The 24,449-nt window shown below is 62.1% G+C and carries 27 protein-coding genes and 1 other RNA gene; 12 read left to right on the forward strand and 16 right to left on the reverse strand.

The genetic code is table 11. The features are described 5' to 3' along the window. Positions 1–47 precede the first annotated feature (47 nt). Positions 48–887 (forward strand): universal stress protein, encoded by an 840-nt coding sequence (locus tag ACS3QZ_RS09535; protein WP_456037627.1) that lies wholly within the window; start codon positions 48–50, stop codon positions 885–887. A gap of 87 nt (positions 888–974) precedes the next feature. On the opposite strand, the gene fnrL is transcribed toward ACS3QZ_RS09535, so the two are convergent. Next, positions 975–1,727: a transcriptional regulator FnrL gene (gene fnrL / locus ACS3QZ_RS09540; protein WP_456037628.1), complete on the reverse strand. Its 753-nt coding sequence runs from the start codon at positions 1,725–1,727 to the stop codon at positions 975–977. Positions 1,728–1,785: 58 nt separating this feature from the next. On the opposite strand from fnrL, the gene hemN reads away from it, so the two are divergent. Then, the gene (gene hemN, locus ACS3QZ_RS09545; RefSeq protein ID WP_456037629.1) at positions 1,786–3,141 is read left to right on the forward strand and encodes an oxygen-independent coproporphyrinogen III oxidase; all 1,356 of its coding nucleotides are present in this window, start codon (positions 1,786–1,788) and stop codon (positions 3,139–3,141) included. A gap of 24 nt (positions 3,142–3,165) precedes the next feature. After that, the gene (locus ACS3QZ_RS09550; RefSeq protein WP_456037630.1) at positions 3,166–4,089 is read left to right on the forward strand and encodes an endonuclease/exonuclease/phosphatase family protein; all 924 of its coding nucleotides are present in this window, start codon (positions 3,166–3,168) and stop codon (positions 4,087–4,089) included. Positions 4,090–4,155: 66 nt separating this feature from the next. Here the strand turns inward: ACS3QZ_RS09550 and ACS3QZ_RS09555 are convergent, their stop codons facing one another. The 6 genes from ACS3QZ_RS09555 to ACS3QZ_RS09580 all read right to left on the reverse strand — a co-directional run bounded on the left by ACS3QZ_RS09555 (position 4,156) and on the right by ACS3QZ_RS09580 (position 10,934). Beyond that, complete coding sequence (locus tag ACS3QZ_RS09555; protein WP_456037631.1) at positions 4,156–5,745, reverse strand: ABC transporter ATP-binding protein; 1,590 nt, start codon at positions 5,743–5,745, stop codon at positions 4,156–4,158. Continuing rightward, complete coding sequence (locus tag ACS3QZ_RS09560; protein ID WP_456037632.1) at positions 5,742–6,038, reverse strand: hypothetical protein; 297 nt, start codon at positions 6,036–6,038, stop codon at positions 5,742–5,744. The genes ACS3QZ_RS09555 and ACS3QZ_RS09560 overlap by 4 nt, the downstream gene beginning before the upstream one ends. Next, on the reverse strand, positions 6,035–7,141 hold the full coding sequence (locus ACS3QZ_RS09565) for an ABC transporter permease (RefSeq protein WP_456037633.1): 1,107 nt from the start codon (positions 7,139–7,141) through the stop codon (positions 6,035–6,037). The genes ACS3QZ_RS09560 and ACS3QZ_RS09565 overlap by 4 nt, the downstream gene beginning before the upstream one ends. Next, complete coding sequence (locus tag ACS3QZ_RS09570) at positions 7,141–8,247, reverse strand: microcin C ABC transporter permease YejB (protein WP_456037634.1); 1,107 nt, start codon at positions 8,245–8,247, stop codon at positions 7,141–7,143. Before ACS3QZ_RS09570 ends, ACS3QZ_RS09565 begins: the two co-directional genes overlap by 1 nt. Before the next feature lie 7 nt (positions 8,248–8,254). Continuing rightward, positions 8,255–10,189 carry an extracellular solute-binding protein gene (locus ACS3QZ_RS09575; RefSeq protein WP_456037635.1) on the reverse strand — a complete coding sequence of 645 codons (1,935 nt, stop codon included), beginning with the start codon at positions 10,187–10,189 and terminating at the stop codon, positions 8,255–8,257. 214 nt (positions 10,190–10,403) lie between these two features. Next, positions 10,404–10,934 carry a c-type cytochrome gene (locus tag ACS3QZ_RS09580; RefSeq protein ID WP_456037636.1) on the reverse strand — a complete coding sequence of 177 codons (531 nt, stop codon included), beginning with the start codon at positions 10,932–10,934 and terminating at the stop codon, positions 10,404–10,406. Between the two features lie 118 nt (positions 10,935–11,052). Here ACS3QZ_RS09580 and ACS3QZ_RS09585 point away from each other — a divergent pair, with 118 nt between their 5' ends. Continuing rightward, on the forward strand, positions 11,053–11,892 hold the full coding sequence (locus ACS3QZ_RS09585; protein ID WP_093090513.1) for a prephenate dehydratase: 840 nt from the start codon (positions 11,053–11,055) through the stop codon (positions 11,890–11,892). Positions 11,893–11,894: 2 nt separating this feature from the next. Here the strand turns inward: ACS3QZ_RS09585 and ACS3QZ_RS09590 are convergent, their stop codons facing one another. Next, positions 11,895–12,362 (reverse strand): SRPBCC family protein, encoded by a 468-nt coding sequence (locus ACS3QZ_RS09590; RefSeq protein ID WP_456037637.1) that lies wholly within the window; start codon positions 12,360–12,362, stop codon positions 11,895–11,897. A gap of 49 nt (positions 12,363–12,411) precedes the next feature. Next, positions 12,412–13,380, reverse strand: coding sequence for an NAD(+) diphosphatase (gene nudC, locus ACS3QZ_RS09595; protein WP_456037638.1), 969 nt, complete (start codon positions 13,378–13,380; stop codon positions 12,412–12,414). A 211-nt stretch (positions 13,381–13,591) separates the two neighbouring features. On the opposite strand from nudC, the gene ACS3QZ_RS09600 reads away from it, so the two are divergent. Beyond that, positions 13,592–15,475: a bifunctional 2',3'-cyclic-nucleotide 2'-phosphodiesterase/3'-nucleotidase gene (locus ACS3QZ_RS09600; protein WP_456037639.1), complete on the forward strand. Its 1,884-nt coding sequence runs from the start codon at positions 13,592–13,594 to the stop codon at positions 15,473–15,475. Positions 15,476–15,520: 45 nt separating this feature from the next. Then, positions 15,521–15,619: signal recognition particle sRNA small type (ffs, locus tag ACS3QZ_RS09605), an RNA gene on the forward strand. A 239-nt stretch (positions 15,620–15,858) separates the two neighbouring features. Here the strand turns inward: ffs and ACS3QZ_RS09610 are convergent. Further along, positions 15,859–16,344 (reverse strand): protein-tyrosine phosphatase family protein, encoded by a 486-nt coding sequence (locus ACS3QZ_RS09610; RefSeq protein WP_456037640.1) that lies wholly within the window; start codon positions 16,342–16,344, stop codon positions 15,859–15,861. Positions 16,345–16,397: 53 nt separating this feature from the next. Here ACS3QZ_RS09610 and ACS3QZ_RS09615 point away from each other — a divergent pair, with 53 nt between their 5' ends. The 5 genes from ACS3QZ_RS09615 (at position 16,398) to recR (ending at position 20,532) form a co-directional block, all read left to right on the forward strand. Beyond that, positions 16,398–16,775, forward strand: a complete 378-nt coding sequence (locus ACS3QZ_RS09615) for a YidH family protein (RefSeq protein ID WP_456037641.1) — start codon at positions 16,398–16,400, stop codon at positions 16,773–16,775. A gap of 77 nt (positions 16,776–16,852) precedes the next feature. Next, positions 16,853–18,592 (forward strand): DNA polymerase III subunit gamma/tau, encoded by a 1,740-nt coding sequence (locus ACS3QZ_RS09620; protein WP_456037642.1) that lies wholly within the window; start codon positions 16,853–16,855, stop codon positions 18,590–18,592. A gap of 28 nt (positions 18,593–18,620) precedes the next feature. Then, complete coding sequence (locus ACS3QZ_RS09625; protein WP_456037643.1) at positions 18,621–19,424, forward strand: class I SAM-dependent methyltransferase; 804 nt, start codon at positions 18,621–18,623, stop codon at positions 19,422–19,424. A 78-nt stretch (positions 19,425–19,502) separates the two neighbouring features. Next, a complete protein-coding gene (locus tag ACS3QZ_RS09630; RefSeq protein WP_093090528.1) occupies positions 19,503–19,847 on the forward strand; it encodes a YbaB/EbfC family nucleoid-associated protein in 345 nt (114 codons plus the stop codon). Positions 19,848–19,941: 94 nt separating this feature from the next. Next, the gene (gene recR / locus ACS3QZ_RS09635) at positions 19,942–20,532 is read left to right on the forward strand and encodes a recombination mediator RecR (RefSeq protein WP_456037644.1); all 591 of its coding nucleotides are present in this window, start codon (positions 19,942–19,944) and stop codon (positions 20,530–20,532) included. Positions 20,533–20,699: 167 nt separating this feature from the next. Here recR and ACS3QZ_RS09640 read toward each other — a convergent pair whose 3' ends face one another. After that, entirely contained in the window at positions 20,700–21,461 is a 762-nt protein-coding gene (locus tag ACS3QZ_RS09640; protein ID WP_456037645.1) for a DUF1013 domain-containing protein, read from the reverse strand. A gap of 132 nt (positions 21,462–21,593) precedes the next feature. Here ACS3QZ_RS09640 and ACS3QZ_RS09645 point away from each other — a divergent pair, with 132 nt between their 5' ends. After that, complete coding sequence (locus ACS3QZ_RS09645) at positions 21,594–22,232, forward strand: ribonuclease T2 family protein (RefSeq protein WP_456037646.1); 639 nt, start codon at positions 21,594–21,596, stop codon at positions 22,230–22,232. Here ACS3QZ_RS09645 and ACS3QZ_RS09650 read toward each other — a convergent pair. From ACS3QZ_RS09650 to ACS3QZ_RS09670, 5 genes are all read right to left on the reverse strand, one after another. Next, complete coding sequence (locus tag ACS3QZ_RS09650) at positions 22,229–22,606, reverse strand: hypothetical protein (protein WP_456037647.1); 378 nt, start codon at positions 22,604–22,606, stop codon at positions 22,229–22,231. The two genes, ACS3QZ_RS09645 and ACS3QZ_RS09650, sit on opposite strands and share 4 nt — an antisense overlap. A gap of 87 nt (positions 22,607–22,693) precedes the next feature. Continuing rightward, positions 22,694–22,903: a hypothetical protein gene (locus ACS3QZ_RS09655; RefSeq protein WP_131814312.1), complete on the reverse strand. Its 210-nt coding sequence runs from the start codon at positions 22,901–22,903 to the stop codon at positions 22,694–22,696. A 109-nt stretch (positions 22,904–23,012) separates the two neighbouring features. Then, entirely contained in the window at positions 23,013–23,585 is a 573-nt protein-coding gene (locus ACS3QZ_RS09660) for a F0F1 ATP synthase subunit B (protein ID WP_456037648.1), read from the reverse strand. Positions 23,586–23,589: 4 nt separating this feature from the next. Next, positions 23,590–24,135 carry a F0F1 ATP synthase subunit B' gene (locus tag ACS3QZ_RS09665; protein ID WP_093090540.1) on the reverse strand — a complete coding sequence of 182 codons (546 nt, stop codon included), beginning with the start codon at positions 24,133–24,135 and terminating at the stop codon, positions 23,590–23,592. Positions 24,136–24,222: 87 nt separating this feature from the next. Beyond that, positions 24,223–24,447: a F0F1 ATP synthase subunit C gene (locus ACS3QZ_RS09670; protein ID WP_022572950.1), complete on the reverse strand. Its 225-nt coding sequence runs from the start codon at positions 24,445–24,447 to the stop codon at positions 24,223–24,225. Between the last annotated feature and the right edge of the window lie 2 nt (positions 24,448–24,449).

A 24,449-nucleotide genomic window follows, 5' to 3' on the forward strand; every position in this document is an offset into this window, starting at 1 on the left:
AAACTTGCATATCGCATATAGCTTATCAATATCACGGGAGTGCCAATATGGCCTACAAATCGTTGCTGTCCGTGCTGACCAACTCCGATCTGGCCGAAGGTCCGATTGCGCAGGGCATCGCGCTGGCCGGAACGCAGGATGCCCATTACGACGTGCTGTGCCTTGGCGTAGATCGCAGTCAGGCAGGCTACTATTACGCTGGCGCCAACGCCATGATTCTGCAGGAAACTCTGAATCAGGCTCAGACGGAATCCCAGAAGATCGAGGACGGCGCCAAGGCCCTGCTCAAGGGCTCCGGCATTCGCTGGGCCACCGATTCCGGCGTCGCCCAGATTGCCGATCTCGGGCGCCATGTCGCGGCCCATGCCCGGTTCGCCGATCTGGTGATCCTGCCCAAACCCTATGGCGACGACCGCGGCGCCGAGCTTGAACCGACGCTTGAGGCGGCGCTGTTCGAAGGTCAGGCCCCAGTGCTGATGGTCCCTGACGACAAACCTGCGATCACCCAGCCCCGGACCATCTCCATCGGCTGGAACGAAAGCTCCGAGGCGCTGGTCGCGGTGCGGGCCGCCCTGCCCTTCCTGCAGGCTGCCGATCTCGTGCGCGTGGTCGTGGTCGATCCGCCCACCCACGGCCCCAACCGCTCAGATCCCGGCGGTCTCCTGTCGCAATTCCTGTCGCGCCATGGCGTGCGCGTCGAGGTCGACGTGCTGTCCAAGACCCTGCCCCGCATTTCGGACATCCTTCTGCGCCACGCGCGCGATACCGAGACCGAGATGATGGTCATGGGCGCTTATGGCCACTCGCGCTTCCGCGAAGCCATTCTCGGCGGCGCCACGCGCAACATGCTGGAACAGGCCGACATCCCGGTCTTCCTCGCACATTAAGCCAACGCCCCGCAGCGCTTTGCCCCTGAACGACAAAAGCCGCCCAACCGGGCGGCTTTTCAGGGTGTAACGCATCCGGCAAGAAGCCTAGGCCATGATCCCGCCATCGGCATCGTCCCCGGCCTCGTTCAACAGGCGCGAGAAATCGGGGATGGTCACATGCCGCTTGCCTTGCAGTTCAATCACCCCGTCCCGCTTGAGCGCCGACATCTGCCGGCTTACCGTCTCCAGCGTCAGGCCAAGGTAATCCGCCATCGCCTCGCGGGTCAGCGGCAAATCAAACACCAGCGGCCCCTGCATCCCGTCAAGCTTCAGCGTCGCATCGCGGCGGGCAATGATCGACAACAGGCTCGCGATCTTCTCGCGCGCGGTCTTGCGACCCAGCACCAGCATCCATTCGCGCGCCGCGTCCAGCTCGTCGAGAGTCATTTCAAGCAATCGTTGCGCGATATGCGGCGTCTGCTCCATCATCTGCTCAAACGGCTTCTTGCGGAAACAGCACATCACCATGTCCGTGGTGGCCACCACGTCATAAGCCGCCGCCATCCGTCCGGGCCGCCCGACAAAGTCGCTCGGCAGCAGCAGGCCGACCATCTGCGTGCGCCCGTCTTCCATCGTCTGCGTCAGCGACGCGATTCCCGACACCACCGAGCCGACAAAATCCATCCGGTCCCCGGACCAGATCACGGTTTGGCCGGCTTCGAAGCTCCGGTAATACTTGATTTCCTCAAGCTGCTCCAACTCGTCGCTCTCACAGCGGGCACAAACCGCCCGATGCCGTATCGGACAGTTCCCGCAATCCTGCGAGATATGGAGTACATCGTCGTTCAGTTTGTTCATGTTCGCGCTTGATCTGGGTCAAGGATAGCCCTGACTGTCTGCGGCTAAGCGTAATCTTATGGAAACGAAAACTCAATTGGCAAAGCTGGGACTGTTCGACGCAAAAGTGCCGCGCTACACCAGCTACCCGACGGCACCTCATTTCAACAATGACGTGACGCCCGAAACCTATGCTTCCTGGATACGCGCCATTCCGGTCGCAAGCCAGGTCTCGCTTTATGTGCACGTGCCGTTCTGCCGGCGCCTCTGCTGGTTCTGCGCCTGCCGGACCCAAGGCACCGCCAGCGCCTCGCCCGTGGCCGCCTATGTGGAAACGCTGAAAGCCGAGCTGAAACTGCTCAAAGACACGTTACCCGAAGGTGTTACGCTCTCGCGCCTGCATTGGGGTGGCGGCACGCCAACCCTGCTGGAACCGGGCATGATGGAAGACCTCGCGGGGGCCATCTTCGATGTCGCCCCCATGGCGGAGAATGGCGAATTCTCGGTCGAGATCGACCCCAACGAGATCGACGATGCCCGCCTCGCGGTACTGTCCAAGGCAGGCATGAACCGTGCTTCGATCGGGGTGCAGGATTTCGACGACGAGATTCAAAAGACGATTGGCCGCATCCAAGGATACGACATCACCCGCGACGCGGTCGAAGCGATTCGCGCCCACGGGGTCAAAAGCCTCAATGCCGACATCCTCTTTGGCCTGCCGCACCAGTCACAGGCCCGGATCACCGAAAGCGTGCAGAAACTCCTGTCGCTCTCACCGGATCGCGTTGCGCTTTACGGCTATGCCCATGTGCCGTGGATGGCCAAGCGCCAGCAGATGATTCCGTCGGACGCCCTGCCCACACCGCAGGAACGTCTTGCCCTGTTTGAAACCGCGCGCAAGCTGTTCATGTGGGACAATTACGTCGAGATCGGCATCGACCATTTCGCGACCAAGGAAGACGGTCTTTCCGTGGCACTGGAAAACGGCACCCTGCGCCGCAATTTCCAGGGCTATACCGACGACACCGCCGATGTGCTTATCGGTGTCGGGGCCTCCTCGATTGCCCGCTTCCCTCAAGGGTACGCCCAGAACGCCCCGGCCACCTCGGCCTATACGGGCCGTATCCGCGACGGCGCCTTCACCACCTCGCGCGGGCATGTGTTCACCGCAGAGGACAAGCTGCGCGGCCGCATGATCGAAGCCCTGATGTGCGATTTCCGCATCAACTCGGCCGAGATCATCGACACGTTCGGGATCACGCCGGACCGTCTCAACGCCATGTATGACGATGTGATGGCCCAGTTCCCCGGCATGCTGACCCTTGGACCGGACGGGCTTTTCATCCCGCCAGACGCGCGCCCGCTGACACGTATGGTCGCCCGCGCGCTCGATGCCTATGATCTCGACAAGGCGGGTCACAGCTCGGCCATCTGATCCGCCCCGAACCCGGGGAATGCGATGCGGCTTGCCAGTTTCAACGTGCAGAACATGCGCCTCAGGCGCGGACCTTCGGGTCCGCGCCTTGATGGGGCACGTGATCGTGATCTGCCCGAAGACACCGGACCCGCCGCCGATCAACTCGACAGCTATGACCGCGCTCTGACCGCCGCACTTCTGGCCAAGGCCAACGCCGACGTGGTGGCACTTCAGGAAGTGTTCGATCAGGACACGCTCGACCATTTCCACGACACATACCTGCGCGACACAGGCTGCGCCCCCTATCCCCACCGCCACTGCCTGCCCGGCAATGACGGGCGCGGCTTTGACGTTGCTCTGATGTCCCGCGTCAACCCGCTTGCCGTGATCAGCCACGCCAACCTCACGCCGCGCCGCGCGGGCCTCCCAACACCCGAAAACGTCAACCCCGACGCGCCGATCCTGCGCCGCGATTGCCTTGAAGTCGCCCTGCCCGGCCTGTCGCTGTTCCTGTGTCACCTCAAGGCGCCCTACCCGGACACCACCGCCACCTTCCAGACCCGCCACCTCGAAGCGCTGGCGATCCGCCACATCATCGAAACCCGTTTTCCCGACCCACAAAACGCGCTCTGGCTGATCCTTGGCGATCTCAACGAAGCCCGCGCCGGGCACGGGGCTTCCAAACCCCTGCGCGGCAGCTTTTCCGTCGACCTCTCTGACCGTCTGCCGGAAAAGGATCGCTGGAGCTATCCCGGCCCCATCGGCGATTTCTACACCGCGTCTGACGTGATGCTGGCCTCTCCCGCGCTGGCCCAACGCTTTCCGAGCGCAACCCCAACCATCCTGCGCGAGGGGCTGGGCTTCGAAGCTCGCCGCCACACGGGCGCCCGCCTCGACACGGTCGGCACCCACCGCCCCCACGCTTCGGACCACGGGCTGATCATGATCGACCTCAAGGGGCTCTGACCCGCCCCCTCTTCATTTTGCCAAAAATACTCCCGCCGGAGGCGTCCCGCATGCGCCGCCCGCGACTCAGCTGAACAAATCCGGCGCCGCCGCCAAAAGGTTGCGCGTGTACTCGGTCTGAGGTGCATTGAACAGCGACTGCGCCTCGCCCTGCTCCACCACGTCGCCCGCCTTCATCACCATGATCTTGTGAGACATGGCGCGCACCACATGCAGATCATGGCTGATGAACAGATAGGCCAGCCCGTACTTGCGCTGCAGATTGCGCAACAGGTCCACGATCTGCACCTGCACCGTCATATCAAGCGCACTTGTCGGCTCATCCAGCACCACCAGCTTGGGCCGCAGGATCATCGCCCGCGCAATCGCGATCCGCTGCCGCTGCCCGCCGGAAAACTCGTGCGGATAGCGGTGCATCGTCGCCGGGTCGAGCCCGACTTCGACCATCACCTCCGCAACCAGCTCCTGCGTCGGGCGCCCATCCGGATTGCCATGCACGCCCAGCCCCTCGGCAATGATCTGTTCACAGGTCATGCGCGGCGACAGGCTCCCGAACGGGTCCTGAAACACGATCTGCATGTCCTTGCGTAACGACCGCAGCTCGCGCGTCGACCACTTGCGCACATCGCGATCGTCAAAGGTGATCCCTCCCTCGGACGCAATCAGCCGCATGATCGCCAGCGCCAGCGTGGTCTTGCCCGACCCGCTTTCGCCCACGATGCCCAGCGTCTCCCCGGCCCGGACCGAAATCGTCGCGTCATTGACGGCCTTCACATGGCCCACGGTCTTCTTGAAAAAACCGCGCTGGATCGGGAACCAGACCTTGAGGTGATCCGTCTTGGCCACCACCGGCGCGCCTTCCTCGACCGGATCGGGCGCACCCACGGCCCGCGCGCTCAAAAGCTTCTTCGTATAGGGATGCTTGGGATTGGCGAAAATCTCGGCCACCGGCCCGGCCTCGACAATCTCGCCATCCTTCATCACGCAGACCTTGTCCGCGATCCGTTTCACGATCCCAAGGTCATGGGTGATGAACAAAAGCCCCATCCCTTCTTCGGCCTTCAAATCTGCCAGAAGCTGAAGGATCTGCGCCTGGATGGTCACGTCCAGCGCCGTCGTCGGCTCGTCAGCGATCAGGATGTCGGGCTTGTTGGCCAGCGCCATGGCGATCATCACCCGCTGCCGCTGCCCACCGCTCAACTGGTGCGGATAGGCCCCCAGCCGGTTTTCCGCATCGCGAATGCCGACTTTTTCCATCAACTCGATGATCCGCACCCGCGCCGCGTCGCCCACGATCCCCTGATGCAGGGCAAGGCTCTCGGCCAGCTGCTTTTCCAGCGTATGCAGCGGGTTCAACGAGGTCATCGGCTCCTGAAAAATGAACGAGATGTCATTGCCCCGCACCTCGCGCAGCCTTGCCTCGTCCGCACCGATCATCTCCTGCCCGTCATAGGTCACCGACCCGGCGATCTCGGCACTTGCGGGCAACAGCGACACGGTCGAAAGCGCCGTCACCGACTTGCCCGACCCGGACTCGCCCACCAAGGCCACCGTCTCGCCGCGATCCACCGTGAACGACACGCCCCTGACCGCCGGCACCACGCGCCCGTCCTGCCGGAACCCGACACGCAGGTCTTTGACTTCGAGAATGCTCATAGACGCGCCACTCCGTTGAGGACAAAGACACCCCACGCGGTCCCGCCTGTAGCAATGGCAAGCCCAGCCCAGCCGACCGCCCGCGACTGCCAGCGCATCACCGCGACATAGCCAACCGACAACCAGACCGGCGCCAAAAGCGTGACAAACATCGCCGCCGCAGACAGCGACAGCCCCGCGCCATAGACATCATACCCGGCCCAGCCAAGGATCACCGCCGACAGAAACGCCGCCGTCCCCGCCAGCCCATTGCGCTGACATTGCAGCTTGCTGTTACAGACAGGCGCACTCATGAAAAGGTCTTTCTGGGATCAAACGCATCGCGCACGCCTTCAAAGATGAAGACCAGCAGCGACAGCATGATGGCAAAGGTGAAGAACGCGGTGAAGCCCAGCCACGGCGCCTGCAGGTTCTGCTTGGCCTGAAGCGTCAGCTCGCCCAGCGACGGCGCCGTCGAGGGCAGCCCAAAGCCAAGGAAATCCAGCCCCGCAAGGGTCGAGATCGTGCCCGTCACGATAAAGGGCAGCATCGTCACTGTCGCCACCATCGCATTGGGCAGCATATGCCGGAACATGATCACCCGGTTGCTCACGCCCAGCGCCTTGGCCGCGCGCACATATTCAAGGTTGCGCGCCCGCAGGAACTCGGCCCGCACCACGCCCACCAAGGCGGTCCAGCCAAACAACACGGTCAGGAACACAAGCAGCCAGAAACTGCGCCCCAGCACCGCGAACAGGATGATGATGATGTAAAGGCTCGGCGTCGCGCCCCAGATTTCGATCACCCGCTGAAAGATCAGGTCGACCCAGCCACCGAAATACCCCTGCACCGCGCCCGCGATGATGCCGACGACGCTGGCCAGCGTCGTCACCATCAGCGTGAACAGGATCGACAAGCGGAAGCCATAAAGTACACGGGCCACCACATCGCGCTTGCGATCGTCAGTGCCCAGCCAGTTCTGCGCGTTCGGCGGCAAAGGGGCCGCGCCGGGGCGATCCACCGGCGTGTCATAGCTGTAGGGAATGAGCGGCCAGAGCGCCCAGCCCTTTTCGAACCCGTCCTCCGCGTAGCTGCCTGCCTTGACCTCTTCGATGATATCTTCCGGCTCATCGAAACAGAACTCGACGCCCCCGGTCGCGATCAGGCATTGCACCACCGGGTCCTTGTAATCGGCCTCGGTCTTGAAATCGCCGCCAAAGGTGGTCTCGGGATAAAACTTGAACACCGGCGTGAAATACTCGCCGCGATAGTTGACGAGGATCGGCTTGTCATTGGCCAACACCTCGGCAAAGAGCGACACGAAAAACACCACCGAAAAGATGATCAGCGACCAGAACGCCCGCCGGTTGCGTTTGAAATTGCGCCAGCGGCGTTGATTGAGAGGGGACAACGCCATCAGCCTTCCCTCCGCTCGAAATCGATCCGCGGATCGACCAGCACATACATCAGGTCGCTGAGAATCCCGACGACAAGGCCGATCAGGCCGAATATGAACAGCGTGCCAAAGATCACCGGGTAATCGCGCGCCACCGCCGCCTCGAACCCCAGCCGCCCCAGCCCGTCGAGCGAAAAAATCGTCTCGATGAGCACAGACCCGCCAAAGAACACCCCGATAAACACCGCCGGAAAGCCCGCAATCACGATCAGCATCGCATTGCGGAACACATGCCCATAAAGCACCCGGTTTTCGCTCAGCCCCTTGGCCCGCGCTGTCATCACGTAGTGCTTCTTGATCTCGTCCAGAAACGAGTTCTTGGTCAAAAGCGTCAGCGTCGCAAAGGCCGCAATCGTCGAGGCGATCACCGGCAGCGTAATATGCCAGAAATAATCCAGCACCTTACCGATCATCGTCAGCTCTTCGAAATTGTCCGAAGTCAGCCCCCTCAAAGGGAACAGCTTCCAATATGACCCACCTGCGAACAGCACGAGCAGCATGATCGCGAACAGGAACCCCGGAATGGCATAGGCCACGATAATCGCGCCGCTCGTCCACGTATCAAAGGGCGACCCATCCTTGACCGCCTTGCGGATGCCCAGCGGGATCGACACGAGGTACGCAATCAACGTCGACCAAAGCCCCAGCGTGATCGACACCGGCATCTTTTCCAGCACAAGGTCGGTCACATTGATCTTGCGGAAATAGCTCTCGCCGAAATCCAGCCTCAGATAGTTGCCCATCATGCCGACGAACCGCTCCAGCGGCGGCTTGTCAAAGCCGAATTCCTTTTCCAGCTGCGCGATGAACTCGGGCGGCAGCCCCTGCGCCCCGGCATATTTGCTGTTGCCCCCGGCGCTCCCGGCAAAGTCTTCGTTCTGAAGGTTCCCGGCGTCCTGCCCGCCCCCGGCAAAGCCTTCAAACACGTCCCCCTGCCCCTGCATCTGGGCAATAACCTGCTCGACCGGACCACCGGGCACGAACTGTACCAGCGTGAAGTTGATGATCATGATGCCCAAAAGCGTCGGAATGATCAGCAGAAGCCTGCGAAGAATATAGGCGCCCATGGCGGGATTACCTCAACGCGCCTTCGGAGCGAAGCCGGGCCGCTTTTTCCGCGTTGAACCACCAGAAATCCAGCTCGCCCAGCGCATAGGTCGGCAGTGGGTCGGGATATTCATACTGGTCGTAATAAGCGACCCACACGCTGTCATTGTACCAGACCGGGATCATGAACCGCTCCCAGCGCAGCACCCGGTCCAGCGCCATCAGCGCCACGTCGCGGTCCTCGCGGGTCTCTGTCTCAAGCGAGATGTCGATGATCTTGTCCACCAGCGGGCTGGCCAGCCCCGCCGGGTTAAAGAGCGAAAACGCCGCCTCGGCCGAGCCATAGCGCTGATGCAGTCCGGTACCCGTGTCGAGGAACGCCACATAGCTGTCAAAGATCAAGTCATAATCCCGCTCGCGTTCGCGCAGTGTGTACTGTGCCGGGTCCACCTTGTCCTGTTTGGCGTCCACGCCCATGCGCTGAAGGTTCTGCACGAACACCTCGATGAACGCGCCCAATGTGGCCGAGGCCGACGACGGGTACGGGAAGACCAGCGTGAGCTTCTCACCCTTGGCATTGCGGCGCATTCCGTCATCGCCCACTTCCCAGCCCGCTTCGTCCAGAAGCTTCGACGCCGCGCGCAGGTTGCGCCGGTCCACTTCCCGCTTGGGGCTCGATTCATGCGCAACCACCGCCGGTTCGGTCAGGATCTCTTCCGGCACAAGGTCGCCAAGGCTCTGAAACAGGGCAAGCTCCTTACCCTCAGGCACCCCCTTGGCCTCGTGCGGCGCGCCCTCGACAAAGGAATTGCGCTGCTTGAATAACCCGTATTGCAGCGATTCATTGGTCCATTCGAAATTATAGGCCAGCGTGATCGCCTCACGCACCCGCCGGTCCTGCAAGACCTCCTTGCCAAGGTTGAACACGATCCCCGACGGCGTCGGCGGCGTGCCATCCGGCAGCTCTTCCTTCTTTACCCAGCCTTTGTCGATGCCCGGGAAATTGTACCCCGTCGCCCATTGCTTCGAGTTCCCTTCCGCACGGAATGTGTACTCCCCGGCCTTGAACGCCTCGAACGCGGCCGAGTCATCGGCGAAATACTCGATGCGGATGCGGTCGAAATTGTGCCGCCCCTTGTTGATCGGCAAATGCCAGCCCCAGTAGTCCGGGTTGCGCTTGTAAACGATCCGCCGGTTCACCTCGTAGCTGTCCACGATATAGGGCCCCGATCCGGGCGAGGCATCCAGACGCGGCTCATCCAGCCGCGCGCCGGTCTCTTCAAACCATTTCTGCGACCACACCGGCACCCCGCCCACCTGATCAATCAGGCTGCGGCGCGAAATCCCCTCGGCAAAGGTGAACTTGACCGTGTGATCGTCCAGCGCCTCCGAACTCAGCACCCGTTTCTTCACCGCCTGCGCATAAGACGGCAAGCCCTGCTCCAACAGCAGGTTATGCGAAAACACCACGTCATGCGCCGTCACCGGCGTGCCGTCCGAGAACTTGGCCTCGGGCCGCATGTAGAAAATCACCCAGGTCTTGCCCGCGTCATATTCCAGTCGCTCGGCCAGAAGCCCATAGGATTCGCCATAAACATCCGCCGGCATCCCGCCACCCGTGGGCGCATCGCCAAGCAGGCTCTCATACATCATCCAGCTATAGCGCCCGGCCCGGCCCTTGCGGCTATAGGGGTTCAGGGAATCAAACGTCCCCGGCGCCCAGAGCGCGATCTCGCCCCCCTTGGGGGCCTCCGGGTTGACATAGTCGAAATGCGGATAATCCGCCGGATATGTCAGGTCCCCGAAATAGGAATAACCATGGCTGCGAATGACCCCGTCACCTTCGGCGCGCACGGATTGCGCCGCCACCATCACCCCCAGCGCGGCCGCCCCGGCCACAAGCCATCGACTCAGGGTTTCAAGCGAATGAAGTCTGCTGCACGCAACACGGGCTCGGATCATGGCGTTTCCCCTGACGGTTGGTCGTCTTTTTGTTGACCCCTAGCTAAGGGTGCTTGCCCCCGACATTCAAGTTCCGAATGCGTCAACAAGGCGTGAAAGCGCCCCTTCCCCGAATGGAATGTCCGAAAGGGCCTGAAGAACGCACAACTCTGCGCAAACGAAAAAGGCCGCTGCAATCAAGCAGCGGCCTTTTAAATTGGTAACCCGGTCTGGATCAGTCGTCGAGGCTGTCCAGGTAGGCGATCAGGTCGGCGCGGTCGGTGGCCTTTTTCAGGCCCGAGAACGACATCTTGGTACCCGGTGCAAAACCCTTGGGGTTGGCAAGGAAACCATCGAGGTTCTCCGGGCTCCAGACGTCGGCCACTGCCACAAGGGCGCCGGAATAGCCAAATCCTTCGACGCCATCTACCGTGCGGCCAACAACACCGTAGAGGTGCGGGCCGGTCGCATTGGCGCCGTCTTCCAGCTTGTGGCAGGCTTTACATTTGCTGAAAACCTTGGCGCCCTTGGCAACATCGGCCGAGGCCAGAAGCTCTTCCAGCGTCGGGCCGGCTTCTTCTTCGGCGGCACCGTGACCTTCTTCGCCCTCGACCTCGATCACGTAAGCCTGCTGGGCATGGCCGTCGCCATGGCCGGACGGGCCGGTGTGATAGATCGTTTCGGCGGCCCAGGCGCCCAAAAGGTAAATCAGCAGAGCGCCACAGAAGGCACCCAGGACTTTCGTCATTGTCATCGTGTCGAACATGCTACGTTTCCATCTCGTGGCGTTTGCGGGGTATCTATCCGCTTCCCCTAAGCGAACGCAAGGTATAGTTACCGCGACCAAACGCCCAAGGGGCGCCAAACACACGGAAATGACAGAAATGACCCATCGTATCGCATTCCAGGGGGAACCCGGTGCCTATTCGCATCAGGCGTGCCGCGACGCACGCCCCGACATGGAGGCGATGCCCTGCCGGACCTTTGAAGACGTGATCGACGCCGTCAAATCGGGCCGTGCTGAACTGGGCATGCTGCCGGTAGAAAACTCCACCTACGGGCGCGTGGCGGACATTCACTCGCTGTTGCCCGACTCGGGGCTGCACATCATCGACGAAGCCTTCGTGCGGGTGCATATCAACCTTCTGGCCCTGCCCGGCACTCCTCTGGCCGAGGTGAAGAACGCAATCTCGCACACCGTGCTTCTGGGCCAGTGTCAGGACTTCCTGCGCGAATACGGCATTCACCGCATCACCGGCGCCGACACCGCCGGATCGGCCAAACACGTGGCCGAAAAGGGTGACCCCAGCCTTGCAGCGCTGGCCTCGGAACTTGCCGGTGAAATCTACGGGCTGGACGTTCTGGCGCGCCATATCGAGGATCAGAGCAACAACACCACGCGCTTCCTGATCATGTCGCGGGAACCGGATTATTCGCGCCGCGCCGGGGCCAACATGATGACCACCTTCGTCTTCGAGGTGCGCAACATCCCGGCGGCGCTCTACAAGGCGATGGGCGGCTTTGCCACCAATGGCGTCAACATGACCAAGCTGGAAAGCTACATGGTGGGCGGCAGCTTTACCGCAACCCAGTTCTACGCCGATATCGAGGGCCACCCCGAGGACCGCAACGTGCGCCTCGCGATGGAAGAGCTGCGCTATTTCACCAATGACGTAACCATTCTGGGCGTCTACCCCGCTGCGCGCGGGCGCGACGTCGGCTAGGATCAGGCAATCCGGCTGAACCGGTCTTCCATGTCGCGTCCCATGGCGGTGACGCGTTTTTCAAGCCGTTCCGTCAGCGTGCCGCGCGCCAGTTTCAGCGATTGCAGCAGCAGCCGCGCCGACAGCGTCTTGGCCGAAAGCCCGGTCCAGATATTGATCCGGGTCCGGGTACGCGACAGGGCGACAAGCTCGATCTTCATGTCCGATTCGATTCCCTGGATCTTGGCGTGCAGCTTGATTTCGTTGGGGCGGTCGAAATCTGTGACTTCCAGATCCATCTCGCGCGGCTTGCCACGAAACTTGAATTCGACCTGCCACTTTGCGCCGACACCGGGGCGGTTGAGATCATCCAGCCGCCTCACCTCGGCTCCGCGCCGCAGCGCGGCCCGCTCGAACTGTTCGAAATCCGTCACCATTTCAAAGGCTTGTTCGATCGGGACGTCGATGTCTTCCCTGGCGGTGAATTCCATGGCTGCTCTGCCCTTTTTTGGTGTTTACATGGATGGCGCCATTGTCGCCTCAATCCAACCGGTCCGCAAGCCAGTTGCGCAGGATGAAATGGGCAATCGCGCCCTTGCGTGCGGGTTTGAGAACCGGGTGCAGCCCCGCAAAGGACTCCATGATCTCCTCGCGCGACACCCAGATCGCGTCTTCCAGCTCGTTTTCATCCAGCGTGATATCGTCATTCAGCGCCGCGCCCCGGCACCCGAACATCAGCGATGACGGATAGGGCCAAGGCTGGCTGGCAAGATAATCCACCGCGCCGACCCGAATACCGGCCTCCTCGAGCACCTCGCGCCGCACCGCCGCCTCCAGCGGTTCGCCCGGCTCGACAAACCCGGCCAGCAAGGAATACATCCCCTCGGGCCAGCCGGGGCTGCGCCCCATCAGCACCTTGTTGCCATGGGTGATCAGCATGATCACCACCGGATCGGTGCGCGGGAAATGCGGCGTGCCACAGGCCGGGCAGTTCCGTTGCCACCCGGACATCGCCATCCGGCTTTCCGACCCGCAGGCCGCGCAATACCGATGCGACCTGTGCCAGCCGAAAATCGCGCGCGCTGTGGCGGCAAGCTCCGCATCCCGCGCCGACAACCGCGACATCACCCCGCGCAATTCGCAGAACTGATGATCGTCGGGCAAAAGCGGGTGGTGCTGCAGGCTGGCATCGAAGAACTGCCCAAGGCTCTCCTGATCAAGATCCTCGGGCGTCCATGCCGACACATCACGCGCAAAACAGGCGCCCCCCTCTTCCCGTCCGAGCAGGATCGGCGGCACCTTGGTTTCCCCGAACAGCGCATGATCCACGGGCAGGCGCACCAGATTGTCCAGCGCCGCGCCCGCGCAAAGCGGTTTGCCCCGCCAAAGGGCAATCGCCCGGCTCGATGGATCGGCCAGCAGCGCCTCGATCTCAGCCGCATCGCCGCGGATTTCTCCGGCCCGGTCCAGCTCCGAGCCGCCAAAGGTGACTGTTTCCGCATGTCTCATATCATTCTCCCTCGGCGCAGGCTTGCCACTTTGCCGATGCCGGGGCAATCGAAACTGCCTCTCTGTTTCTGGGGAATGTTGCCGTAAATCCTCTCTTCAGGGTTGTGAGGATTTTCCGGAAATCGGGGATTGCATCCATGCCGCATTATGGCAAACCCTTTAGCAAGGACAGGTATCCCATTGATAGAAATCAACATACGGCGGACCACGCTTGCCCGAAAGTGACTTACCCGAACGCCTCGCCACAGGATCGGACCAGGTGTCCCTGTCGATCCTCGCAACCAGCGACGTGCACGCGGCGCTGCTGGCCTATGACTATTTTTCCGACCGTCCGGTTGCGACCCCGTCGCTGGCCCGCGCGGCGACCCTGATCACCCGCCTGCGTCACTCCAGGCCGGGGGCGATCCTGCTGGACAACGGCGACTTCCTGCAAGGCACGCCCTTGGCGGATGCCCATATCGGCAAGAACGCAGGCGCCGCCCACCCGGCGATCACGGCCATGACCCACCTTGGCTATGACGCTGTCGCGCTGGGAAACCACGAATTCAACCCGGCTCCCGACGACGTGCGCACGGTGCTGAAACAGGCGCAGTTCCCGTTGCTCTGCGCCAATCTCGAGGCGGAGACGGGGCCGGATCAACCCTTTGGCGGTCTCTGGCAGGACCGCGTGATGCTTGAGCTTGCCACGACCGACGGTGCGGGGCGCCCGGCCCATGTCAAACTTGGCCTGTTCGGCGTCGCACCTCCGCAGGTGATGCAATGGGACGGGATGCGCCTTGCCGGGCGCCTTGTGGCGCGCGACATGGTTGACGCGGCGCGCGAAACGGCGGCACTGCTCGTGGCCGAGGGGGCCGACATCGTCGTCGCGCTTGCCCATTCGGGGATCTCCGACGCCCCGCGCGTGGACAACATGGAAAACGCGGCCAGCCATATCGCTGCGCTGCCGGACGTGGACGCGCTGGTCGCAGGGCATGTGCACCGGGTCTTCCCGGGGCCGCAACTGGCCGGACAGGCCGGGGTCGATACCAATGCCGGCACGGTCAACGGCATCCCGGCCGTCATGCCCGGCGCAGCGGCGTCGCATCTGGGTCTGATCGACCTCGTTCTTGAACGCCGCGCGGGGCGCTGGCGGGTGTGCACCCAAGCCAGCCACGCCCTGCCCACAGCCAATACCCCCGAAGACCCGAAACTCGTCGACCTGCTCGCCCCGGCCCATGCCCGAACCCTTGCTGCCACGCGCAAAATCGTCGCCACCCTCGACGCCCCGGCCCACAGCTATTTCGCCATGGCACAGGACGACCGTTCCGTGCGGATCATGGCCGAGGCCATGCTGGCCCATGTCACCCGCGAACTGGCGAGAGGGCCGCTGGCCCATCTTCCGGTTCTCTCCGCGGCCTCACCGCTCAAATGCGGGGGACGTGCCGGCAGCGGCAATTACTCTGACGTGGCCGCTGGCCCCATGGCCATGCGTGCAATCGCCGACCTGCAGGCGTTCGACAACCACCTGAGCCTGCTCGAAATGACCGGCGCAGAGCTGGTCGAGTGGCTCGAAATGTCGGCCAGCCTCTACAATCAGCTTGTGCCGAACACACCGGACCAGCTGCTGTTTGACCGCGACACGCCCGCCTATAACCGCGAAGCGATCTATGGTCTCTCCTACGAAATCGACCTGTCACACCCCCCGCGCTACAACACCGAAGGCCGGATCGTGTCCCCGACCGCGCAGCGGGTTCATGATGTCCACTTTGGCGGAGCGCCGCTCGATCCCTCGCAGCGGTTCCTGCTTGCTACAAGCGAATATCGCGCGGGCGGTGGCGGGCATTATCCCGGCGGCGGTCTCGACCGGACCGTGCCCATCGCGCCCGTCGCGCTGCGCGACATCCTGAGTCAGCATGTTCGGCACACGCGTGGCCGGGTTTCGCCCGACATCCCCGCTTGGCGGTTTCGCCGCCTGCCCCGTACATCCGCCCGCTTCGACACCGGCGCAGGTGCGGCCAACCACCCCCTGCCCGGCGATCTCGCGCTGGAGCTTCTGGGGGAATGCGGAGACGGGTTCCTGTCTTTCCGGCTGGATCTTGGCGCGCAATCCGGGTGACGTATCCGGGTTGCAATGGGGCATCGCCGGGTTTATATCCCCGCTTGAGAGGTTGGCGCGGGCAGGCGCCTCGCCAACCCGGTCAGATCCGGAAGGAAGCAGCCGTAACGAGCCCCGCTTGGGTCGTTGTCCAGCCTCTCACCTTATCCCCCCAACACCGTGCCTGATGATGGTCAACCTCCCGAGGGTCCGACCCTGAACCTTGGATGAGGGGGCATTTTCGCGCAAATTCTCATCAATTCGTTAAGAACGCTGCCTTAACACATGCCCATTTCGGGCCTTTGCGGGCGCCATACCGACGCAATACCGACGTATTACTGACGGGATACCGATTGCCGAAACCCTGCAAAACAAGGCCGTTAACCTTTGAGTCGCCAGTTCGGTTAACCTTTCCCGGCAAACGCCCACGTCATCTGCGCTGCGGTCTCCACCGCGCAGGGCCTTTGTGCGCGCAACCGCGCCAGCGCCGCCTCCGGCGCCTCGCCCATTTCCACCATCAGCCGCAACAGCACCATCCCGGACCGCCCGCACCCGCCCCGGCAATGCACAAGCACCCGCCCGCCCCCTGACAGGATCGCGTGCGCCTTTTTCGACACGCCCGGCCAGGCGGCCTGCACGCCCGGTGCCGGTGCGCCAAAGTCGCGGACCGGCAGGCTGTGAAATGTGATTCCCAGCTCGGCAAGATCGCCGCCAACCGCCTCTGCCCCGACCGCGCGCATCTCGTCCGGCTCCGTCATGCTGATCACAAGATCGGGTGCCCAGCCCTCTATCATTTTGAAATCACGTTCATAATCCCCATCCACCCCCGGCAGAGGGCAAATCCCCAACACGCCATTTGCGGCTGTCACTTCTGCAATCGTGAATGCCATGCTCTCGGCAAATCCTCCTCGCAACACCCCGCGTCTCGGGCTAGTCTGGTGCCATGTCCCACAATGCCTCACACCCTTCCGAAGACAATAGCGAAACCCGCACCCGCTGGGCCGAAGACCGCACGATCATGGCCAATGAGCGCACGTTTTCCTCGTGGATGGGCACCGGGCTGGGTTCCGTCGGCGTTGCCATCGGCCTCAAGGCGGTTTTTGGCGATTTCGAACCCACATGGGCGGCCAAACTCGTGGCCACCCTGTTCCTGATCACCGCCATCGCGCTTTATTGGGCCGCCCGCCATCAGGCCTGCAAGACCTTGGAGAAACTCTCCGACAACGACGCCGAAACCATGCCCACCAAGGCCTTCACCCGCCTCGCCACAATGATGACCATCGCCACCCTCGGAGTGGGCGGCATATTGTGGGCGCTGTGACCGGTATCAACGGTAGACCTCGCCCCCGCCCCGCCGTAGGCTCTGGCTGATCCGACGAATCCCGACAAAGGCCACAAATGAGCGACACCGACCCCAAAGCCTATCAGGTTCTCGCGCGCAAATACCGCCCCGAGACCTTTGCCGATCTGGTTGGTCAGGACGCCATGGTGCGTACCCTGAAGAACGCCTTTGCTGCCGACCGGATCGCGCAAGCCTTTATTATGACAGGGATTCGTGGCACCGGAAAAACCACCACGGCGCGTATTATCGCCAAAGGCATGAACTGTATCGGCCCGGATGGCGGCTCTGGCCCCACGACCGATCCATGTGGGCAATGCGAACACTGCGTCGCCATCATGGAAGGGCGCCATGTCGACGTGATGGAGATGGACGCCGCCTCGCGCACCGGGGTTGGCGACATCCGCGAAATCATCGATTCCGTGCACTACCGCGCCGCCTCCGCGCGCTACAAGATCTACATCATCGACGAGGTGCACATGCTGTCGAACAGCGCCTTCAACGCGCTGCTCAAAACGCTGGAAGAACCCCCCGCACATGTGAAATTCATCTTTGCCACCACGGAAATCCGCAAGGTTCCGGTGACGGTCCTGTCGCGCTGTCAGCGCTTTGACCTGCGCCGCATCGAACCCGAAGACATGATCGCCATGCTGCGCCGCATCTCGACCGCCGAAGGCGCCGAGATCAGCGACGACGCGCTTGCCCTGATCACCCGTGCTGCCGAGGGCTCGGCCCGCGATGCGCAATCCCTGCTCGATCAGGCCATCAGCCATGGCGCCGGTGAAACCACCGCCGACCAGGTTCGCGCCATGCTGGGCCTTGCCGACCGGGGCCGCGTGCTCGACCTGTTTGACATGATCCTCAAGGGCGACGCGGGCGGTGCCCTGACCGAGCTGTCCGCGCAATATGCCGACGGCGCCGATCCGCTTGCCGTGCTGCGCGATCTGGCCGAAATCACCCATTGGGTCAGCGTGGTCAAGATCACACCCGAGGCCGCCGAAGACCCCACCGTTTCGCCCGACGAACGCACACGCGGCCAGGCCATGGCCGACCAGTTGCCCATGCGCGTTCTCACCCGCATGTGGCAGATGTTGTTGAAAGCATTGGACGAAGTGGCCTCCGCCCCCAATGCGATGATGGCCGCGGAAATGGCCATCATCCGCCTGACCCATGTGGCCGACCTGCCCTCACCCGAGGAACTGGTGCGCAAACTGCAGAACACAACTCCGCCCCCGCCCCCACCGGGCGGTGGTATGGCCCCCGGCGGCGCAGGCGGCGGCACCATGGCACGCGCCAACACGCAGGTGTCCGGCGGCCCCGGCGGCAACGTCACCGCGCTTGCATTGGACGCCGAACAGGCGCTGGCCCGCTTTGCCACCTTTGACCACGTTGTCGAACTGATCCGTCACAATCGCGATGTGAAACTTCTGGTCGAGGTAGAAACCTGTGTCCGGCTGGTGTCTTACCAACCGGGACGGATTGAGTTTGTTCCCACCGAGGCCGCCCCCCGCGATCTGGCCGCGCGACTGGGTCAGCGCCTTCAGGGCTGGACCGGCAATCGCTGGGCCGTGACCATCGTCAACGAGGGCGGCGCGGAAACGATTGCCGAAAAACGCGACGCCGCCGAAAACGCCCTGCGCGCCGAAGCGCTGGAGCATCCGATGGTTCAGGCCGTGATCTCAGCTTTTCCAAAGGCAAGGATCACCGAAATCAAAACCCAACACGATCTGGCCGCCGAGGCCATGGCCGAGGCTCTGCCCGAGGTCGAAGACGAATGGGACCCCTTCGAAGAGGACTGATCCCCCTTTGTCCCGGAAAGATGTGGTAATGAGTGACAAGGACGCCAAATCGGTTATGGCGCAAAATCTCGAGGCCTGGGAACAGGTGGCGCCGATCCATGCGCGGCACAATCAGGATAACCTGCTAAAAGCCTTTTCAGATTTCGGCTTCTCGCTTCTGGATGACGTGGCAATTGACATACTCGAAACGCTTCAGGTGGCAGGCAAGGCAGTCGCTCAGGTCTGTTGCAACAACGGACGCGAGCTGATCTGTGTCGAGCGGCTCGGGGCGGCGGAATGCGTCGGGTTTGACGGCGCTGAGGGCTTCATCGAACAGGGGCGCGAGCTGGCGCAAGCTGCCGGATCACAGGCGCGGTTCGTCTGTTGCGAAGCACATGATTTTCCGCCCGAGTACCACGGCACCTTTGACATCGTGCTGATCACCATCGGCGTTCTGTCGTGGATGCCCGACATCGACCGCTTCATGGCCAGCGTGGCCCGGCTGTTGCGACCCGGTGGGGCGCTCTTCATCTACGAACATCACCCCATCCTCTTCATGTTCGAACCCGGACCACCCAAAGGGCCAATCGTCTGGGAACTCTCCTATTTCGACAAATCCCCCTACCTGGAAAAGGACGGCCTCGATTACTATGGCGGCGAAAGCTACGATGCAAAGCCCGCCACATCCTTTTCGCACACCATGGCCGAGATCATCATGTCCGGCGTGAAATCCGGGCTCCGGGTCGAGGACTTCACCGAATACCCGACCCATATCTCGAACACGTGGTATAATCTTGAAACCGCGAATATCGGACTGCCGATGAGTTACACGCTGGTCTTTCGCGCGCCCTGACCCTGCCCCGCCCCTTGTGTCGCGACCCCGTGGCCCGTATCTAGACGCAAACGCAAACATCCCACTCTGGAGACACACATGCTCAAAGGTTTAGGCAATCTGGGCGACATGGCCAAGATGATGAAACAGGCCCAGGAAATGCAATCGAAGATGACCGAGATGCAGGAAGAACTGCACAGCATCATGGTCGTCGGCGAAAGCGGCGCCGGGCTGGTCAAGGCCACCGCCTCGGCCAAGGGTGAGCTCAAGGCGCTCGACATTGACCCGTCGATCTTCAACGGCGACGACAAGGAAGTGGTCGAAGACCTGATCCTTGCCGCCATCAAGGACGCCCAGACCAAGGCGGCAGAGCGCTCGCAGCAGGAACTGAACAACATCGCCGAGAGCCTTGGCCTGCCCAAGGACATCAAGCTGCCGTTCTAAGGCTTGTGGCTCTTCATTTTGCCATAAATACTCAAAACGCCGACCTCGCATTCCAATGCCTGGGTCGGCGGTGTGCAAAACAAGGGCCAGCCACATGAGCCGTTCTGAAATAGACACGCTGATCGAGATGATGGCCAAGTTGCCCGGGCTTGGCCCACGCTCGGCGCGTCGTGCGGTGCTGCACCTGATCCGCAAGCGCGCCCTGTTGCTCACACCGCTTGCCGATGCCATGCAACAGGTCGCCGTGACCGCCCGCGAATGCCTCAACTGCGGCAATGTCGGCACCTCGGAAATCTGTGATATCTGCGCTTCGGACAAACGCGCCACGGGTGAAATCTGCGTGGTCGAAGACGTGTCCGACCTCTGGGCAATGGAGCGGGCGGGGGTATTCAAGGGGCGCTATCACGTGCTGGGCGGCACCTTGTCGGCGCTTGAGGGCGTTGGCCCCGATGACCTGTCGATCCCGCGACTGATCGACCGCGTGACCAGCGAGTCCATCTCCGAAGTCATCCTCGCCCTGAACGCCACGGTGGATGGCCAGACCACCGCCCACTACATCGCGGATCAACTCGAGGGACGTGTACGCCTAACCTCGCTGGCGCAGGGTGTGCCAGTGGGAGGCGAACTCGATTATCTCGACGAAGGCACGATCACTGCCGCGCTGAACGCACGCAAACAACTCTGAACCGGAGGCGCTCCCGCCCTTTTGTCCGCGCATCAAAGATGCGCATCAAAACGTTGGGCGTGGCCGCGCCAGAGGCGCGGTTTTGGGTATTTTTGGAAAAAGAAAGAAGAAAGGGCCGCTCCACCCGGAACGGCCCAATTAGGGTCTTCTGACATTGCTCACCCGCATCAGGGCTGCTTGTCTTCCTCGTCTTCGTCGTCACCACCCGGCAGGTTGAAGAAGCTGTCCGCATCCGAGTAATCACCATCGGTGCGCGTGTCCTCATCGTCATCGTCGCCGCTCAGGCTGAATGTTTCCAACCCTTCGATCGCGGTCGGAATCTTGGGCTCGGCGTCCATACCCAACGACTGTTCAGTCGAGACCAGCTTACGGCGTTCGTCATCACTCATGACTTCGCCCTCTGCCGCTTTCTTGGCGGCCGCTTTCTGAACTGCGGCATCGAGTTCGGACTGTTTGCACAGGCCAAGCGCCACCGGGTCGATCGGCTGGATGTTGGCAATATTCCAATGCGTGCGTTCGCGGATTGCCTGAATGGTCGGTTTGGTCGTGCCGACCAGCTTCCCGATCTGACCCTCGCTCAGTTCCGGGTGGAACTTGACCAGCCACAGAATCGACGCGGGGCGGTCCTGACGCTTGGAGAGCGGCGTATATCGTGGGCCGCGGCGTTTCTCTTCGCCCTGAGCGGCGGCGTTAAACTTGACCTTGAGCTTGTGAAGCGGGTTGGCTTCCGCGGCGTCGATGTCATCCTGTGTCAGCTGGTTGTTGGCGACCGGGTCGAACCCTTTCACGCCAGCGGCCACGTCACCATCGGCGATGCCCTGGATCTCAAGCTCGTGCATGCCCACGAAATCAGCGATCTGCTTGAAGCTGATCGTGGTGTTGTCCACCAGCCAGACGGCGGTGGCCTTGGGGTGCAGCAGTTTGGTCATATGCACTTCTCCTTCACACAAATCTTCCCCGATGCCTGACCTTGCAGGCGGCATCTGGAACCAGATGCGGGTTTCCGTTGTCGGGGAACTTGTGGCCTATATAGTGGCACGACGAGAATAAGGAAAGAGTGAATGCGCGCCCTGTTAGTCCTGTTTTTTGCCTTCCTGATCACTTCGCAAAGTCTTGCCGAGGGTGAACAGGCCGGTGACTTCGACTATTATGTACTGGCGCTGAGCTGGTCGCCCAACTGGTGCGCGATCGAGGGCGATACCCGCAACTCGCCGCAGTGCGATGCCTCCGAAGACCATGGTTGGGTCTTGCACGGGCTCTGGCCGCAATACCACCGGGGATGGCCGTCCCACTGCCGCACCCCACATCGCAATCCCCCCCGCAGCCTGACCAACGAGATGGCCGATATCATGGGCACATCCGGCCTGGCCTGGTACCAGTGGAAGAAACACGGCCGCTGCTCGGGCCTTTCGGGAGAGGATTACTACGCCCTCTCACGACGCGCCTATGACGCAATCACGCGGCCCGCCGTGTTTCGAAAGCTCGACAAAACCATCCGCTTGCCGGCTTCGGTCGTCGAGGATGCCTTTCTCAAGGCCAATCCGCAGCTCGACAAGGACATGCTGACCATCACCTGTCGGGACGGCTATATCCAGGAGGCACGGGTCTGCTTGTCCAAGTCACTTGATCCCGTCCCCTGCGGCCGGGACGTGATCCGCGATTGCACGCTCAAGGACGCGGTGTTCAATCCGATCCGCTAGACCTTGTTGATCCGAAGGGCCCCGGCGCGCGCATCCGCGCATTTCTCCGCAGAGAAATCGGCGCTGCGCGCCTCCCAGTTCAACGCCTTGACCGCCTCACCGCTGCGGCGCATGTAAAATGGCGTAAAGCCCAGGTAACCGCCCACACCATTGGCGGCATTCATCTCGCCACAATAGACGCGATCCCCGTTGCTCAGGTCGGCGACAAAGATGTTGCGAAACTGGGCTGCTCCCGGATCAACGGTTTGTTCAGCCAACGTGTTCTTGGCCCAGAATATCTCTCTGGGTTCGACGGTGGCTTGCTTGGTGCTCACCGAAGTTGTGCTCATGCAACCTGACAGCACGATCGCTGCAAGAATCAATAATCCGCGCATGGTTTGGTCTCCGTGATGTTCGTCGCCGACTTACATCACAGAATATTGGCGGAAATTCGGCACCGCCCAAAACCAGCATTCCCTTTCTTAGCGCAGGCGCGCCTCGACAACAGGATGGCAGGCGGCGCTGCCAAATCGCGCGGTCCCTTGGGCGATCAACTTGCCAACTGCGGCCAGCTCTTCTGCAGTCAACTGGTCAACATGCAGCTTTCGACCCGAAAGAATCTTTTGCCGGATGTCTGACAGGACGATCTCGGGGTCGCGCGGCGCAATGGTTTGTCTCTTCCAGAAAGCCATCTGATATTTCCCCTGAATTGCGGAGACATGATACCACGCATAACGCCAAAACCCAAAAACCCGGCGCAAAGGCCGGGTTTTCAGGAGTTTTCAGCAAGGTGAAGCGCGCTTAGTGCAGCTTGGCTCCGACTTCCGCGATGCCTGCGTCGATGAGCTTGTTGCCGTCGGCTGCGGACATCTTCTTGGCGATCACGTCGCGTGCGGCGCCGATGGCAACCACGATGGCCTGATCACGCACTTCCTTGACGGCGCTGGCCTGGGCCGAGGCGATCTGATCTTCGGCAGCGGCCAGACGGCGCGCGATCGAGGCTTTCAGCTCTTCCTTGGCAAGCTCGGCTGCCGTGGCGGCTTCAGCCTTGGCGTGCTCGACGATCCGGTTCGCCTGTTCCTGAACTTCTTTCTGCTTGCGCTCATAGCTGGCCAGAACAGTCTGGGCCTCTTCGCGCAGCGAGCGGGCCTCGTCGAGTTCCGACTGGATGCCTTCGGCGCGCTTGTCCAGCATACCACCCAGCATCGAGGGGACCTTGAAGTAGAACAGGACCACGATGAAGAGAATGAACGCGAGCGTTACGATAAAGTTCGTGTTGTGCAGCGAAAAGAACGGCCCGCTTGCGGCAAATGCCGGGCCCGTTGCTGTCACGCCAGCGGCGGTCAGGGCGGCGAGTGTCAAAAGTTTGCGCATCTCTTTACCCTTTCATCCGGGCGTCAACGGCTGCGGTTACGTCCGCCTCGTCTGCGGCACCACCCAGGGCGGCGACCACTTCGACGGCGGTGGCGTTGGCCACTTCCTTGACGCTTTCCAACGCACCGGCACGGATCTCGGCAATTGCCTTCTCCGATTCAGCCGCCTTGGCAGAAATTTCCGCATCGGCCTTCGCAGTCGCGGCGTCCAGGTCGGCCTGGATCTCGGCTTTGGCTTCTGCCACGATGCGCTGTGCTTCTGCACGGGCATCGGCCAGAGCCTTGTTGTAAGCCTCTTCCGCTTCGATGGCCTTCGCCTTCAGCTCTTCAGCTGCGGCGATGTCATTCGTAATTGTCCCCTGGCGCTCGGCCAGAACCGCGGCGATGCGCGGCAGCGCAATGCGCGACAGGACGAAATAGATCACGATCAGCGTGATCAAGAGCCAGACAATCTGGTTGCCCCAGTTCGAGAAGTCGAGCTGCGGCATGCCGGGCGCCGACGCGGCGGCGTCTGCGGCGTGGCTAGTGGCTTCTGTTGTTGAAGATGCCATGTCGTCCTCCTGGGAACTTCCGTTAAATTACGGGCGGGGCGCTGTCAGACGCGCCCGCGCCCGCACGTAAGGATAAGTCCAGTCGGCTTAGACGGCGAACATCAGCAGCAGAGCAACCAGGAACGAGAAGATGCCCAGTGCTTCTGCGAATGCGATACCGATGAACAGGGTGGCGGTCTGCGAAGCAGCTGCCGAGGGGTTGCGCAGTGCACCGGCCAGGTAGTTGCCTGCAACGTTACCAACACCGATAGCGGCTGCGCCGGAACCGATAGCTGCGAGACCTGCGCCGATGTGTGCGAGTTGACCTTCCATTG

The organism is Shimia sp. W99 (genome assembly GCF_053851455.3).